This is a genomic window from Gracilibacillus suaedae, assembly GCF_017599345.1.
Taxonomy (GTDB): Bacteria; Bacillota; Bacilli; order Bacillales; family Amphibacillaceae; genus Gracilibacillus; species Gracilibacillus suaedae.
This window is the reverse complement of sequence record NZ_JAGFVL010000020.1, coordinates 47296-63773: the sequence shown is the minus strand read 5'-3', so window position 1 is coordinate 63773 and position 16478 is coordinate 47296. Positions and strand designations below refer to the sequence as shown.

General features: G+C 36.8%; 10 protein-coding genes. All 10 read left to right on the top strand.

Features of this window, described 5'->3' with window-relative positions:
* Window positions 1–241 precede the first annotated feature (241 nt).
* Window positions 242–1027, top strand: a complete 786-nt coding sequence (locus J5J03_RS04610) for a Nif3-like dinuclear metal center hexameric protein (protein ID WP_208586565.1) — start codon at window positions 242–244, stop codon at window positions 1025–1027.
* A gap of 398 nt (window positions 1028–1425) precedes the next feature.
* Window positions 1426–4221 (top strand): beta-glucosidase, encoded by a 2796-nt coding sequence (locus tag J5J03_RS04605; RefSeq protein ID WP_208586556.1) that lies wholly within the window; start codon window positions 1426–1428, stop codon window positions 4219–4221.
* Between the two features lie 5 nt (window positions 4222–4226).
* Window positions 4227–6479, top strand: coding sequence for a glycosyl hydrolase family 95 catalytic domain-containing protein (locus J5J03_RS04600; RefSeq protein WP_208586554.1), 2253 nt, complete (start codon window positions 4227–4229; stop codon window positions 6477–6479).
* A gap of 71 nt (window positions 6480–6550) precedes the next feature.
* The gene (locus tag J5J03_RS04595; RefSeq protein ID WP_208586552.1) at window positions 6551–8359 is read left to right on the top strand and encodes a cache domain-containing sensor histidine kinase; all 1809 of its coding nucleotides are present in this window, start codon (window positions 6551–6553) and stop codon (window positions 8357–8359) included.
* The gene (locus J5J03_RS04590) at window positions 8360–9841 is read left to right on the top strand and encodes a response regulator transcription factor (protein WP_208586550.1); all 1482 of its coding nucleotides are present in this window, start codon (window positions 8360–8362) and stop codon (window positions 9839–9841) included.
* A gap of 13 nt (window positions 9842–9854) precedes the next feature.
* Complete coding sequence (locus J5J03_RS04585) at window positions 9855–10541, top strand: YesL family protein (protein WP_208586548.1); 687 nt, start codon at window positions 9855–9857, stop codon at window positions 10539–10541.
* The gene (locus J5J03_RS04580) at window positions 10528–11871 is read left to right on the top strand and encodes a DUF4340 domain-containing protein (RefSeq protein ID WP_208586546.1); all 1344 of its coding nucleotides are present in this window, start codon (window positions 10528–10530) and stop codon (window positions 11869–11871) included. The genes J5J03_RS04585 and J5J03_RS04580 overlap by 14 nt, the downstream gene beginning before the upstream one ends.
* Window positions 11872–12775: 904 nt before the next feature.
* Window positions 12776–13636, top strand: a complete 861-nt coding sequence (locus J5J03_RS04575) for an ABC transporter permease (protein WP_231710610.1) — start codon at window positions 12776–12778, stop codon at window positions 13634–13636.
* Window positions 13637–13657: 21 nt separating this feature from the next.
* Window positions 13658–14542: a carbohydrate ABC transporter permease gene (locus J5J03_RS04570; protein WP_208586542.1), complete on the top strand. Its 885-nt coding sequence runs from the start codon at window positions 13658–13660 to the stop codon at window positions 14540–14542.
* A gap of 50 nt (window positions 14543–14592) precedes the next feature.
* Entirely contained in the window at window positions 14593–16293 is a 1701-nt protein-coding gene (locus J5J03_RS04565) for an ABC transporter substrate-binding protein (RefSeq protein ID WP_208586540.1), read from the top strand.
* Window positions 16294–16478: the final 185 nt, after the last annotated feature.

Sequence of the window (16478 nt, the reverse complement as noted above, 5' to 3'; positions counted from 1 at the left end):
TAAGATAACTGAAGGATTACATAGTGAGGAAGGAATAGAATTTTCTAAATGGCGCGTTGAAGACGAAACATTTGCAAAAAAAGACGGTGAACGTCAACTGACAGAAAATATTACCTTTCGCGGAATGAATTCAGACGGTAAAGAAGATCTTTAAATTGATCATGGCTTCTCTAAAGGTAACTGGTCTTATGGTGGTACTAGATGCACAGAAAGTATGGATAATCAAAGGTGGAACATAGAAATGCTTACAATTAAAGAGCTAATGAATAGATTAATGGAGAATATTGAACCTGTAGAAAATAGTGTTGATATGTTAATTGCTGGGGATGATACTAAAATTGTTAACAAAGTGGCGGTTGCTTTCATGCCAACTTATGAAGTAATAAAACAAGCTATTGCTTCAGGTGCTAATTTACTAATATGTCATGAGGGTGCCTTTTATAGTCATGATGATAATAAAGTAGCAACAGTTACAGATGTGTACCAACAAAAAGTAAAGCTTATACAAGAGTCAGGAATCGTAATCTGGAGATTACATGACTACATCCATCGTTATCAACCTGATGGAATCATGCAAGGAATGATAAAAGCCTTAAATTGGGATAGCTATGTCAAACAGCATCATACAGAGTATACTCTTTTTGATTTGCCAATACAATCATTGCAACAAGTGACAGAACACATCAAATCACAATTACAATTAGATCGTTTGCAATACGTTGGGGATTTATCTCAAAACATCACAAAAGTTGCAATTCTAGTAGGTTTTAGAGGTGGTGGAATTAATACTATACCAGCACTTGAAAACGATGCAGATGTTGTAGTATATGGAGAAGGGCCTGAATGGGAAACACCAGAATTTACAAGAGATGCCTTGGCAATGGGAAAAAACAAAGCTGCTATTATTCTTGGACACTTAGAAAGTGAAGAGCCTGGAATGTTATTTCTCTCTGAATATCTTTCTACTATCTACCCAATTATTCCAGTGGAGTTTATTCCAACTAATAATTGTATCAAGACCATTTAATTGTAGAAAAACTAGAATATTTATGGCAAAATTCGAAGTAACATAAATACAGTCATTACAAAAGAGGTAGTGTGTGAATGGCATTTCTTAATGTAATGTCATTCATTTTGATATAATGAAAAGCGAACCATCACTTTTCATGCAAAAATTCAAGAGAAGGTCAATGTTACATAGAACCAACTACAATTCCGTAGAAGTGTTTATAACAATACATAATCCCCCAATATTAATACCTTTCCTTATTCTGACATTAAAAATATGGAAAGGTATTTGCCATTGCTTTTTTAAATTAATTTATTTATAATGTACTTGATTCGACTATTAACTTCATAAAATTTTACTTAAAAGGAAACCGCTTTCCTTTCAGTCACCCCCAAACCATGGAAAGGTGTGATTTTTTGAGTATTGTAGAAAAGATTCAATCACCATCTTTATCATTAGAACAACGATTAGCAACATTAATGGAAGCGCTAACGTTAGAAGAAAAAATATCGCTGTTAAGTACCAGTCAAAGCGCGATACCGAGATTAGGAATCAAAGAATATGCAGTAGGCGGTGAAGCAGCACATGGAGTCGTCGATCGCGAAGGTGGTAAGGCGACCGTATTTCCACAGCCAATCGGACTATCCAGTACGTGGAACAAAGCATTGATGCACCAAGTAGGAAGCGCAATAGGAGATGAAGCAAGAGTCTTTTATCAGCTTCAGAACGAAAAAACGGGTCTGACGTTATGGGCACCAACGATTGATATGGAACGTGATCCTCGCTGGGGACGAACAGAAGAAGCTTATGGAGAAGATCCTTATTTAACTGGACAATTGTCCAAAGAGTTGATTAAAGGGATGCAGGGTGATGATCCTTTTTATGTGAAACTTGTCGCAGCACCGAAGCATTTTTATGGTAATAATAATGAAAAAGGCCGAGAAGATACATCTAACAGTATTGATCTACGTAATCGTAAAGAATATTATTTGAAAGCGTTTGAACCAGCGTTTAAAGAAGCAAAAGCTTTATCCATGATGACCGCTTATAATGGTATTAATGGCATTCCTTGTATGCAAATACATGAAATCGAAGAAATTGTCCGAGATGAGTGGAATATGGATGGTTTTATTGTCAGCGATGGCGGTGCATTGACCCTAAATGTAGATGAATATCAATATTATCACACATTTGAAGACGCATTAGCAGATGCATTGATAAAAGGAATTGATTGTTTTGTAGATCGTAAAGAAATTGTCGAGGGAGCAGCAAGGAAGGCACTCGACAGAGAATTAATCCAACCTGAAGATATTGATCGAGCAATACGTCGAATGCTACGGGTACGCTTTCGCTTAGGGCACTTTGATCATGATCCAAGTCAAAATCCTTATCACAATATACCATTAGATCTGATGTGCAGTGAGGAACATGGTAAACTTGCTCGTAAAGCAACAGATGAATCGATCGTATTATTAAAAAATGATCAACAGTTTTTGCCTTTACAGAAAAATAAATGGAAAAAACTTGCCGTGATTGGTCCAACAGCTAATGATGTCTTCCGAGATTGGTATACAGGTTACCCTCCATATAAAGTAACACCGTTAGCAGGTATCAAGGACTATCTTCCAGATGTCGATATCACTTATCATGATGGCTTTGATCGCATAATCTGGCAACCGAAAGAATCGAGAAAACATGTTGGATTGAATGCAGAAAATCAATGGATCGTTACGGGGAACGACGAAGAGTCTGCGCTATTAGTGGATGAAGACTGGGGAAATGGTTGGCATGTTTTTAAAAGTGTTAAAACGAATCATTATGTAACACAAGCGGATAAAGCTAGTACTTTTTCAGCAACAAAAGAAGAGGTTTTTGACTGGTTTAATCGTGAAAAAATAAGTGTTCAACCAAATGAACAGAATTTCTATACACTTAGCAGTTGGAACGGTTACCCGTTAACAATAGCAGAAGGCAACGTAGTAGTACACGAAGCAGATCATACACTTTTCGAAAAAAAGATCATTGAAAATGGTATACAAAAAGCTGCGGCTCAAGCTAAAGAAAGTGATGTTGCCATTGTCTGTGTAGGCAATCACCCCATGATAAATGGTAAAGAAACAGAAGACAGAGAGGATATTAAACTGGCAGACTATCAGCAACGGCTAGTCCAGGCAGTTTATCAAGCGAATCCCAATATGATACTAGTCGTAATTGGTAGTTATTCATTTGCCATCAATTGGGAACAAGATAACATTCCGGCAATTCTTTATAGCTCACATGGCTCACAAGAACTTGGTCATAGTTTAGCTGCAACGATCTTCGGTGAAAACAATCCTTCAGGAAAACTTAGCATGACATGGTACAGAGACGCGGACCAACTACCTGATATTACAGATTATGATATTCGTAAAGGAAAGCGTACCTATCAATATGCTGACTCGAATATTTTGTATCCATTTGGTCACGGATTAAGTTACGGGACCGTCACATATCAAGATATCGCGGTTGATAAATTGAAAATAGCGAAAAATGAAGAGTTGTCCATCTCATTAACATTGAAAAATGAAAGCAATTTTACGCAGGCAGAAGTTGTGCAAGTGTATGCAACGATAACGGAAGGATACTATTTGAAAGCTAAAAAACAATTGGTTGCGTTTGAAAAAGTCTTGTTGTTACCAGATGAAGAAAAACGTGTCACATTATCTATTGATTCAGATCAATTACAAGTGTTCGATGTCCGAACGAATCAGTTTGTGCTTGAACAAGGTATCGTTCGTTTCCTTATTGGTCCATCAAGTGAACAATTTGTTTTCGCTTCTGATCCGATAGCAGTTGAGGGTGAAGTGATCAGAGAACGCTCACTGGCAGAACCAACACCAGCAGAAAACTACGATGATTATGAAAATATTACGTTAACAAAAGGAGAAATGGAAAAACCTTGTGTCACAGCTGAACAACAAGGATGGATTCTATTTCGGAATGTACAATCCCAACCAAACGTAAAATTGAAAGTAAGAGTAAAAGGTGAGGCTGGTCAGATTCATGTTTTCTTAAATGACAGAGAAATGTCACCGGTTGCTGTGAAAAGTATCGATAGCAATCAATGGACAGATGAAATAATCGATGTAGATTTAGCGCATAGTGATCCAATCACTATGATCCTCGAAATCCATCATTTATCGATTCAATCAGTACAATTAGTGGAAGGATGAGTACTTTGCTACATCAATTACCTAAAAGAGGTATCTGGACTGATCAACCTGCCTCCAGATGGGAGGATGCTTTAGTAAGTGGGAATGGCAGACATGGAGTAATGGTATTCGGTGATCCTGTTCATGATACTATTATTGGCAACCATTGTCGACTTTATTTACCACAAGGCAACAGCTATGCTTTACCAGATTTGGCTCCGTATTTAGAAGAAATGCGAGCGATTATTCGCCAACAAGGATATGAACAAGCAATATCCTATTATTATCAGAAGGCGACAGAACTTGGTTATCAGGGATTAACGATGAGTGATCCGTCACATCCAGGTTTTCATTTGCATGTTGAAACAGATCACCAGAACTATTCAGATTATAGACGGAGCATTAATTACGAGACAGGGGAGCTTGAAGTCTCTTATAGAGTGGATGAAAATTTTTACTCAAGGAAAGTTTTTGTTTCACAGGATTGCAATCAAATTATTCACTCGCTAAGTCCGGGTCGATACACGATAAAACTAGAAGATTACCAGCATCCTAAGATGAGCCAAACGAGTATGATTGATGGAAAAACAATCCATACCCATTTTGACTATTGTTATAGTGATGGTGGGTATGATGTGATGATCGAAGTCGAAGCTGAGGTGATAAAGCCCCTTGCAGATGCGATTGGCTTTGAGATTAGTAGTGAGGAATCGGTACTTGTTCGGATGGAAATTTCTCCTTATCATCAACAGTCTGAGCGTAGTATAATCCGAAAAAAATCTCAACTATCTGATGATTATGATAGCCTTTTTATCAATCATGAGCCCATTCATAAGGAAATGTTTAATCGAGTTGAACTGAGATTAACGACAGAAAAGGAACGGCAACAATCGATCTGGTCATTAGTGGCAAAAGCAAAAGAACAAGGACAGATCACATCTGTTTTATTAGAAAAAATGTATGATGCTGGACGATATATGTATATTTGTAGTGCCGGTGAGCTCACACCAAATTTACAAGGAATTTGGACAGGGACGTTTGAACCGGCATGGAGTGGTGATTTTACCTTTGATACCAATGTTGAGCTGTCGATTGCTGCTGCACTTTCTAGTAATCTATTAGAAGGATTAGAAGGATATTTCCGTTTAATAAAAGAGTTAATGCCAGGTTTTCGTGAAAATGCCCAAAAGTATTATGGTGCAAGAGGTGTTATGGCAGCGATTCACTCCAGTAACAGTGGCAAACATGTTCACTGGAATCAAGAATGGCCATTACATTTATGGACGTGTGGTGCAGGGTGGCTGGCCCATTGGTATTATCAATATTATCGTTTTACAGGGGATAAACTGTTTTTGCAAAATGAAGCGATTCCTTTTTTAGAAGAGATTGTCTTGTTCTATGAAGATTTTCTCGTTGAAGATCCAGACGGAACATATCGTTTTACCCCTTCCTATTCAGCTGAAAATGGAGCAGCGGATAATGCAACACAGGATATATCGGTCGCGAAGGAGGTATTAGCTAACTTAATTGAAGCTTATCAAATTTTAGGTTATCCAGAAGAAAAGATAAAGAAATGCCAAGAGATGAGAAATAAACTGCCTGCTTATCAGGTGAATGAAGCTGGTGCATTGAAAGAATGGTTAACACCAGAAAAAGGCGAAAATTATAACCACCGTCATTTTTCTCACCTTTATTCTGTTTTTCAAAGCAGGGAATTTAATGATGAGACAGATCCAGAAATGTGGCAAGCAGCAAGAACCGCATTTAATAAACGTTTGGAAGCGTGGTTGTTAAATGAAGAGGGGGATACCTCATCTACTCATGGTCGAATGCATTCCGCATTGTGTGCTACCCAATTCCATATGCCGGAATTAATGGATGATATTTTCCGTCTGTTGATTGATCATAATTGTTTCTATTCTTCATTAATGATGTCACATTATAATGAACAGAAAATCTTCAATGTTGATGGAAACGGAGCATTACCACAAGTCGTTCATGAGATGCTAGTTGATTTTAGCAATGGCAGATTAACCGTGTTAGGTGCCCTTCCGACTTCGATTTCAAAAGGAGAAATTAAAGGAATTCGCCTGCCAAATCAAATGATAGTGAACAGATTAATTTGGGATTTAGAGGCAAAGCACATAGAGCTACAAATCGTCAGCCAAATCGATCAGGAAATAAAATTGTATTTGCCACTTTATCAAGAGGTGGCGCAAAACCAGCAAACTATGATGCTACAACGAAATAAACCAGTTTCATTTCAGATAAATTTGTAAACAGGTGATTGAAACGAATCGAGAAAACCTAGATAATAAGTAAGAAGAAGTTGTGACAGGAGGGATCACAAATGTTCCTAAAGAAAAAAATCATGTCTTTATTTGACTATTTAAAAGTAAAGCATAAATTGTTAGGCATTTACCTGATTGTCACAGCGATACCTGTTCTTTTGGTCGGTGCGTATTTGAATGATAGTACGAGAGATATTGTATTAAATCATTCACTAAGTGAAGCCGAATCGAATGTAGATAAGCTGGAATTACGATTACAAACGATCTTTAACCGGGTCATTAGTATTGCAGATATGGTTTACATCAATCAGAATATGAAAGAGTTGTTAGAAAATGAGTATGAATCGACATTAGAAATTTACAATGCCTATAATCGTTATCCGGTGTTCGATGATTTTCTGAAATACTATGATGAAATTGAAACCATTCAGTTTTTTATGAACAAAGATATGATAACGGATTCACACTTTATTTATGCGGATTCCATAGTAAAGCAAGAGGATTGGTACAAGGAAGCAGTTGAAAAAAGTGGACGTTTATCCTGGGTTTATATGGAGGATTATTGGACTGGTCAGGAATTATTAGCGTTAACAAGAGCAGTATACGGTCAAAGTAATGATTTATTAGGAGTATTAGCCATTTACGTTTCACCGGATATGCTGAAATCAGTAGTAGAAGGGGAGCCATATCAAGCATATATCACATTAGATCGAGAAACAATCGTATATAGTACGGAGCGTGAATATATTGGTGACAAAGCAACTTTTTTTGATCAAGAATCTAGTGCATTCGGAAATTATGTGATGGATACAGAGTTTGCAGGAGAGCATGTCAAGATAAACCTGCACGACTTTCGACCTGATAAATCGCTGGATAATAGTTTTCAAGTCTCGTCCGTTATTCCTGTTGAAGAAGTGATGAAGGAACCAAATGCCATTTATACACGAGGACTTTTGGTGATCATTGGTGCGTTATCGGTATCTATTCTGTTAATAGGTATTTTTATCAGAAGTTTTCATAAGCGGATTCAGCAATTGAGGCAAACGATGTATCAAGTAGCAAAAGGTAATTTTCAGGTTAACAAACAGATAAATGGACACGACGAAATTAGTGAGGTTTACCGTGATTTAGCAACAACTTCCCAAAGTGTCCAGAAAATCATTGATGAAGTCTATATTCATAAAATTAAAGAAGAGACTTGGAAGCGCAAACAAAAGGAAATGGATTTTAAAATGCTAGCTAGTCAGATTAATCCACACTTTCTTTACAACACATTAGAAATGATTCGGATGAAAGCAATTTTAAACAAGGATCCGGAAGTCGCAAAAATTGTAAAAATGTTAAGTAAAATGATGCGTTCTGCATTAGAAAGAACAGATCGTCCAGTTCCGATTACTGACGAAATAGATCTTATGCATCATTATTTAGAAATTCAGACATTACGTTTCGGTGAGAAATTCAGTTATCAATTGGAAGTGGAAGCTGCAGTAGAAGATTATTATATTTTCCCGTTATTGATCCAGCCTATTGTAGAAAATGCCATTATTCACGGGCTCGAGGCGAAGGAAGAGCAAGGATTTATTAAGATTACGATGGAAGAAGAAGATAAGTATATCCAAGTGGAAGTAAAAGATAATGGTGTTGGCATTCCGAAAGCTAATCTTAGTGAAATTAGAGAGAGACTGAACGATGAAGAATACTATTCAGAAGGTAATCGTATTGGCTTACACAACGTCCATCAACGGTTGAGGCTTTATTACGGAGAAAAATATGGTATTGAAATGGATAGTATTGAAGGTTTGGGCACAACGATGACCTTAAAAATACCTAAAATTAAACATGGTCAGTATGAGAAGGGGGTAGGATGAATGTTAAAAGTACTGTTTATAGATGATGAACCATTGATAAGAGAAGGTCTTGCTTCTGTTATTGATTGGAATGATTATGGTTATCAAGTGGTAGGAACTGCGGAAAATGGTAAAGTCGGTTTAGAAAAAATAAGAACATTAAGACCTGATGTTGTTTTTGTAGATATTCGGATGCCTGGCTTAAGTGGAATTGATATGGTAAAGCAAGCGAAGAATGAAGGTTATACTTGTAAGTTTGTTGTATTATCTGGTTATTCCAATTTTTCTTATGCCCAGCAATCGATTCGTTTGGGGATGGAATCCTATTTACTGAAACCAGTCGACGAAGAGGAGCTGATCCCACTTATTCGTCAGCTTAAGGAAAAATGTATGAGTGAGCATCTATTGCATTCACAAATACACGAATATGAGACGATGACAGAGAATGAAGAGTGGAAGCAATTTTTACAAGGGAGAAAAAAACATAACAGGTTGAACCAGTATCAAAATGAGATCTTCCATGTAGCAAGTGTCACCTTCATCGATAGACCGGTAAGAAGCTGGGTGGAAGAAAAGATAAAGACGGATCAACTTTTTAAATATATTTGGATCGATCAAGTTATATATCTACTCTTTAAAAATGGTGAAATTGCCTCTATCAAGCGGTTATTCCAGTCAAAGAGCCGATTAATGGAAGCCAAACTACATCAGTTTCAGCTTATAGAAGAAGGTACGACCATTGAGAGGTTACCAGACATAGTCAACCAACTGAAACAGTTGCAACGTTTACACTTCAGTTATGGCGATACAACTGTTTTATCTAACCAAGAACTGATTTCAGAGAAAACTAGTTTACCAGACGGCTGGATGGAAGAAGTATGTCGTTCAATTGAGTTTGAAGATGATATTAAATTAGACAGCTATTTTGTAGAAATGGAAAAATATTATCAGGCAAAACAATACCAGCCCCAACGAATTACTGCTGAATTAATTGAAATTACCAAAGATATCTATACGATTTTATCGCGAGCCAACCCAGATATTCATATACCTTCAAATGAAGAAATGGCCAATATTATCTGTGCATCTCAGACATTACAACAACTGCTGTCTTCACTAAAGAACCAATTAAGCAAGACGGCAACTGAAATCAATGGATTTGCTTGTAATTCGGAAAATACGATCGAGAAAATTGTTGAATTTGTCGAGAAGTTTTATTATAAGGACTTAAATTTAAAAGTAATAGCTGACTTATTTAGTTACAATCGCTCTTATTTAGGTAAAAAATTCAAAAAGCAAACAGGATGTTATTTTCACCATTATCTCGATATAGTCAGAATGGAAAAAGCAAAATATTTCTTAGTCGAAAAGGAGTTGAAAGTGTACGAAGTATCAGAAAAAGTAGGTTATTCCAATAATGATTACTTCTATAAGAAGTTCAAAAAATATGCAGGTGTTAGTCCGAAAGAGTATCAAAAACATCAGCGGAAACAACACGCTTAAAGGGGGATGTCAAATGGCACAAACAGTTACAGAAAGGCCATTATATATAGGTGTTCAATATTTTTATTATTTTCTCATAACTAATATCCATTTTATGCTGGCAAATTTCCTGTTTTTACTAGCTTTTGTATTTGTTGAAATGTCCGTGCAAAATATTATCCTTTTTTTTATTGCTTTACTACCAGCAGGTCCTTCTTTGGCTGCCTTATACGCAACGATGGGGAAAATGATTCGTGAACGTGACCTAAGTCCAACAAAAGATTTTTGGAGTTATTACAAAAATAATTTTGAAATCGCAACCAAATATTGGATCGTTCAGTTGACGATTATGACAATTTTAATAATAGATATATATTATGCTAATCAATTTCTGGCAGTGCTATCTCCAGTATTTCTAATCTTATTGATTTTCATGCTATTTTTAATGTTATATGCATTTCCTATTTTGTCAAGGTTTGAAGTGAAATTAAAGAATTTGCTTATTGTATCGGTATATGCGGTCTTCCGTTACTTTAAGACGACTTTGTTTCATATTTCCACATTAATATCACTGGGGATCATCTATTATTTTGCTCCTAGTATTACCGTTTGGTTTTGTATGAGTGTAGCAGTTTTTTTTATGATGTTTAATATGCGAAAGCCACTTCAGTTGATGGAAGAACAATTGGGACAAAGAGGGATGGAATATGAAGAAAACTAGAATTTTAATTTATGTGATCGTAAGTATTGTCGCACTATTCGTCTTGTTATTTGTTTTAGTAGATCAGGACAAAAAGGAAACTGAAGCAGAGTCAGATCACCTCATTGATGATTTTGAACAGGTAACTGCAATTGATGTGTTGGCAAGTGAGGATATTTCCTTAACGAAAACGGATCAAGGTTGGGAAGTTGAGGACGCAGAGGAACAAGAAGATACGGATAAAATAGATAGCTTTCTATTAGCAATGGAAGAAATGACAGGGGAAGCGGTCGAAGTCGAAAAGAAAAATGTCAATTTAGATTTTCCGAAAGTGGTTGTTTCCTTTATGGATCAGCAAGGTGACACGCAAAAAATTGCTATAGGTCAAATGCAGGCTCAAGGAGATCGTTATTATGTTGAACATAAAGAAAAAGAAACGATTTATTTAGTAGACCGTTCATCGGTGGAAATGATTCCATTGCAACGGTTATCATTATTCGATAATAAGATTCTGACCATTTCTTCTCAAGATATTACGGAAATCGAAATAGACAATGGAACAGAAGTAATTAAATTGAATAAGGAGTCCCCTTTTTCAGAAAAGGAGTCATTAGCACACCTTAGTGGCTGGTATATGCATGAACCATATCAACATGTTTATAGTGTTGCCTTTTCCAATGCTGAGGAGATGGTAGTTGGTGTAGATGGCATCGAAAAAGTCGAAACAGTCGATGGCGACGATCAATACGGTTTGGCAGACTCTGACTTTTCGATTATATTTTCCAATGGAGAAGAAGAAGAAAAGCTTATCATCGGTGATCCTGCGGCAAATAATCAGTATTATGTCCAGGTTGATGGTAAGGAAGAAATCTATAAGGTACCTACAGAACTACTAGATCCATATAGTTACAAGGCTTATGATATGATCGATCATTTTGTTCATATTGTATCTCTGGAAGCAATCGACGAATTAACGATTGAGACACCAGAGGATAGGGTTCACTATACAATGGACCATGAGGAGAATGCTGAAGAAGAGATGAAAACAACTGTATTCCATGATGGGGAAGAGCTAGATATCGACAGCTTCCGGGAAGATTACAAACAATTGGCAGGACTGACATTTGATCAGGCTTATAATGGAGAAACGGTGAAAGATAAGCCGGAAGTAATGATAAGCTATCTGATCACGGATGAGGGCGATCAATCAGTTGAAAACACGATAGCATTCCATGCAATATCAGATACACACTATGCAATCATCAAAAACGACAGTAGTAAAATTGACTTCACCATTAAAAAAGACAAACTTCACCAAGCAATAGCATGGGCAGTACAAACTGAATCATAATGTTTATGGTTTTTATATGACAAATCTAAGTAAACACAGATGAGATTTTGGTAGAATATCTAGGCATAACCAACAAATCTAGTCTCAGTCAAGACTGATTTGTAGAATATCTAGGTATAACCAACAAATCTAGTCTCAGTCAAGACTGATTTGTAGAATATCTAGGTATAACCAACAAATCCAGTCTCAGTCAAGACTGATTTGTAGAATATCTAGGTATAACCAACAAATCTAGTCTCAGTCAAGACTGATTTGTGGAATATCTAGGTATAACTAACAAATCTAAGCTAAGTCAAAAAAGATTTCTTGATTATTCTTGTAGAATATTGTCTTTTTGTCGAGCAAACAAAAGGAACCCGTTTCGAAATAAAAGAAGCGGGTCTTTCTTATTGTGTAAAATACAAACTTGATGTTCACGAAAAACTAGTTAAATTACTCAAAACGTTATGCGAATAACTGGTTGTTCTTTCCACAATACATCATTGTGATGAGCGCCACTAGAACATCATGTTTGGCGGATTCTAGAGCATGTTTTCATCAATTTATCTGTATTGAACGGGCGTAATTCACTTTTCATTTTCAACCAAAAAAGGTATTTAACTCCATCTCTCATTTTTACAGGTTTTTATGTCTTGTTTCTCATGTTTTTCGAGAAAACGGTTTCTAATATAATGGAATTAACTTAAAAAACGCTTTCATTACAGGGTTGACAGGTTAGGAGAGAGATAAAATGAGTCGAATCAACAATACGGCAGAGGCACAACCAAATCTACCTGAGTCACACTCACCTTTGCAAACGCCAGTGAAGCCAGGCTTTTCTTCATATAAAGGAAAGAAGCGCGGACCAGATCCAGGCAATAAAGGCTTCTTGAAAAGGTTGAGTAAACAAAAGGCGTTATTCTTAATGTCCTTTCCTTTTGTTATTTGGTTAGTTATTTTTAAATACATTCCAGTTGCAGGCTGGGTGATGGCATTTCAAGATTATAAACCGCAATTAGGGATTTTTGAGCAAGAATGGGTAGGATTCAAACATTTTAAAGACCTCTTTAATGAACCGATGTTTTATCGGGCATTAGAGAACACATTGGGAATGGGGATTTTAGGACTGGTGTTTGGTACTTTATCAGCGATTGCATTTGCTTTACTTCTCAATGAACTCAGGTTTTTAACGTTAAAGAAATGGACACAAACGATATCTTATTTACCTCACTTTGTATCTTGGGTAATTGTTGCCAATATCGTGATTACCATGCTTTCACCAGAGGGGATTGTCAACAATCTGTTAGTTGGTGTAGGTATTCTCGATAGCCCCATTAACTTTATGGCACAACCTGATATGTTTTGGGGAATTGTAACAGCTGCTGATGTTTGGAAAGAGACTGGTTGGAACGCAATCATTTATTTAGCGGCAATGGCTGGTGTCGATCCCCAGCTCTATGAAGCAGCGAAAGTAGATGGTGCCAGTAGATGGCGACAGATGTGGCATATTACTTTACCAAGTATTCGTCCCGTTATCATCGTATTACTAATTTTAAATATTGGTAACTTAATCAATATCGGTTTTGAAAAACAAATGCTATTAGGGAACAATATAGTCGCCGAAAAGGCGTTAGTCATTGACTTATATGCACTAGACTATGGTATAGGAATGTTCCGATATTCATTCGGTACTGCAATCGGGATTTTTAAATCCGTCATTAGTATTATTCTTATTTTAATATGTAACGGCTTTGCGAAACGAATAGGCGAAGGACGTGTATTCTAGCAGAAAGGAGTGTCACAACCGATGCAAAAAAGAAAATGGACAACATTTGATATCATTTTAACTATTTTTATGCTCTTCATAGTAGTCATTACGCTGTATCCATTCTTAAACATTTTAGCAATATCGTTAAATAATGCGGTAGATACAGCTAAAGGTGGAATCCATATATGGCCACGTGACTTTACCCTTGCTAATTACCAAGAGATTTTTGGCAGTAATGATAGGCTGCTGCAAGCATTTTTTATGTCGATCTTAAGAACAGTAGTTGGTACCCTTACAGGGATTATTGCCAGTACGATGCTTGCTTATGTGTTGAGCAGAAGAGATTTCGTTTTTAATGGCTTAGTCGGTTTTTTACTAGTATTAACGATGTTTGTTAGTGGGGGATTAATACCGGAATATATGCTAATTCGCCAGCTAGGTTTAATTAATGACTTTGGTGTTTATATTTGGCCAATGCTGATTTCGGCATTTAATGTTATCATTATCCGCTCATTTATGGATAATTTACCGACAGCATTAGAGGAATCAGCTAAAATGGATGGTGCCAATGATTTTGTCATCTTTACCAGAATTATTATCCCGCTATGTTTGCCGGTTATCGCAACAATTGCGTTATTCCTTGCAGTTATGCAGTGGAACAGCTGGTTTGATACGTATTTATATGCTAGAGGCAGTGAGGCATTAACGACGTTGCAGTTTGAATTAATGAAGATATTAGATAATGCTAATATCTCAAGCGGGGATATTACCTCACAGAATGCCGAGGTAATAGCAGGTCAGACCAATCCACAATCGATTAAAATGGCGATTACCATTATTGCAACAGTACCTATCCTAATGGTATATCCGTTTCTGCAAAAATACTTTGTAACAGGACTAACGCTAGGTGCAGTGAAAAGCTAGGTATTAATGAAAATTAATATATAAATTTATTAAAAACGGAGGGGAATAACATGAAGAGAAAGCTATCCATCTTATTTTTAACCTTATTATTCATGTTTACAGTACTTTTCTTAGCAGCTTGTAGTGATGATTCAGATACAGATACAAGCAGCGAGGAGGACAGTGCTACAGACGAGAATGAAAGTGATTCATCAAGTGATGAGCCGTTGACATTGACTTATTTCAATGCTGATGGCGAAGAAAAATCGTTTGACGATCCAGTAGCACAAAAAATTACAGAAAAAACAGGCATCAAACTGGAAATGGATTATCCGGTTGGTGGAAATGATGAAGCGATTCCATTAATGATTGCAAGTGGTGATTACCCAGATTTAATTTTTGCAAAAGGTGATATCGGAAAGCTAATTGAAGCCGGCGGTATTATTAAATTAGATGATTTAATTGAGGAAAAAGGTGACAACTTAAAAGCTTTGTATGGTGATCAACTTGATCGCTTACGCAACTCAATAGACGATCCAAGTATCTATAACGTCGGTACTTATGGTGTGGAAGAAGCACGTTGGGAAACAAGTGGTACTTTCCAAATTCAATTAGATGTCTTACGTGAACTCGGATATCCTGAAATTCGAACTTTAGAAGACTTTGAAGCAGCGATAACAGAATACTATGAAAAGTATCCAGAAATTGATGGGCAAAAAACAATCCCATTATCATTATTAGGTAGTGATTGGCGTTGGTTAATTACGGTAGGTAACCCGGCAGGATTCGCTGCAGGCATACCGGATGATGGGCAGTGGGCTATAAATGATGAAACTGGTGAAACAACTTACAAGTTCTTGTTACCGGAATTAAAAGAATATTTTAAATGGTTAAATGGTTTGAATGATAAAGGGCTATTAGACCCGGAGTCATTTACACACACATACGACACTTATATTTCGAAGCTTTCATCTGGTCGTGTACTAAGTATTGCTGATCAAAATTGGAATATAGGTGACGCAGATGCAGCACTTGTAGCGGATGGAAAAGAGTGGAGAACATATGCACCACTTCCTGTCACGTTAGGTGAAGAGTATAAGTCACAAGGTCTAAAAGATTATGGTTTTGCTGGTGGTTGGGGAATTTCCATTTCTTCCACTAGTGAACATCAAGAAGAAGCATTCGAGTTTTTAGACTGGATGGCTTCCGAAGAAGCACAGATCCTCGTTAACTGGGGAATTGAAGGTGAAAACTATGATATTGTAGACGGAAAACGAGTGATGCACGAAGATGACCGTGAGAGAATGAATACTGATAGTGATTATGCGAAAGAAACGGGTGTAGGCTATTATGTCTATCCATTCCCACAATGGGGTAATGGAGCAGTGGACTCTAACGGTCAGCCGATCACACCAAACTCTGAGCAAGATATTATTGACAACTTTAATGATGCCGAAAAAGAGGTTGTAGCCGAATATGATATGGAAAACTGGATTGATTGGTTCCCGCCAGCAGAAGAATTAGGAATTTCTAAACATGGTGCTGCGGCGAATTATACTATCGAGTCAGGAAGCGATTTAGAGATTATCCAGCAGAAAGCAGACGACTTAACAGAGCAACGTATAACACAAGCTGTTTTAGGTGATCCAGCAGATTTTGATGCGGCATGGGATGCCATGATTGAAGAGTTAGAAGCAATGAATATTGAAAAGGCAAATGAATTGATGACACAAAAAACATTAGATGTTATGGAACTATGGGGTACAAAGTAATCTGATATATGATGGGCCTGATTCCACCTAAGTGGTCTCAGGCTTCATCTATTATGGGATGAGATTGGTTTGAAGATCTCGGTTTTAATGTTGGTGGTTGATTAGCGAAACTTTTCAGACGGTTAGCACCGTGATAAATTTACAACGAATCGAAATAAAGTAGAGGAATTTATTATTGATCTGTC

What these genes read in the sequence shown, in the direction of transcription:
- J5J03_RS04590 (WP_208586550.1), top strand. Translation starts at nt 8,360, where the DNA reads ATGTTAAAAGTACTGTTTATAGATGATGAACCATTGATAAGAGAAGGT.
- J5J03_RS04575 (WP_231710610.1), top strand. Translation starts at nt 12,776, where the DNA reads ATGTCCTTTCCTTTTGTTATTTGGTTAGTTATTTTTAAATACATTCCA.
- J5J03_RS04585 (WP_208586548.1), top strand. Translation starts at nt 9,855, where the DNA reads ATGGCACAAACAGTTACAGAAAGGCCATTATATATAGGTGTTCAATAT.
- J5J03_RS04565 (WP_208586540.1), top strand. Translation starts at nt 14,593, where the DNA reads ATGAAGAGAAAGCTATCCATCTTATTTTTAACCTTATTATTCATGTTT.
- J5J03_RS04570 (WP_208586542.1), top strand. Translation starts at nt 13,658, where the DNA reads ATGCAAAAAAGAAAATGGACAACATTTGATATCATTTTAACTATTTTT.
- J5J03_RS04595 (WP_208586552.1), top strand. Translation starts at nt 6,551, where the DNA reads ATGTTCCTAAAGAAAAAAATCATGTCTTTATTTGACTATTTAAAAGTA.
- J5J03_RS04580 (WP_208586546.1), top strand. Translation starts at nt 10,528, where the DNA reads ATGAAGAAAACTAGAATTTTAATTTATGTGATCGTAAGTATTGTCGCA.
- J5J03_RS04610 (WP_208586565.1), top strand. Translation starts at nt 242, where the DNA reads ATGCTTACAATTAAAGAGCTAATGAATAGATTAATGGAGAATATTGAA.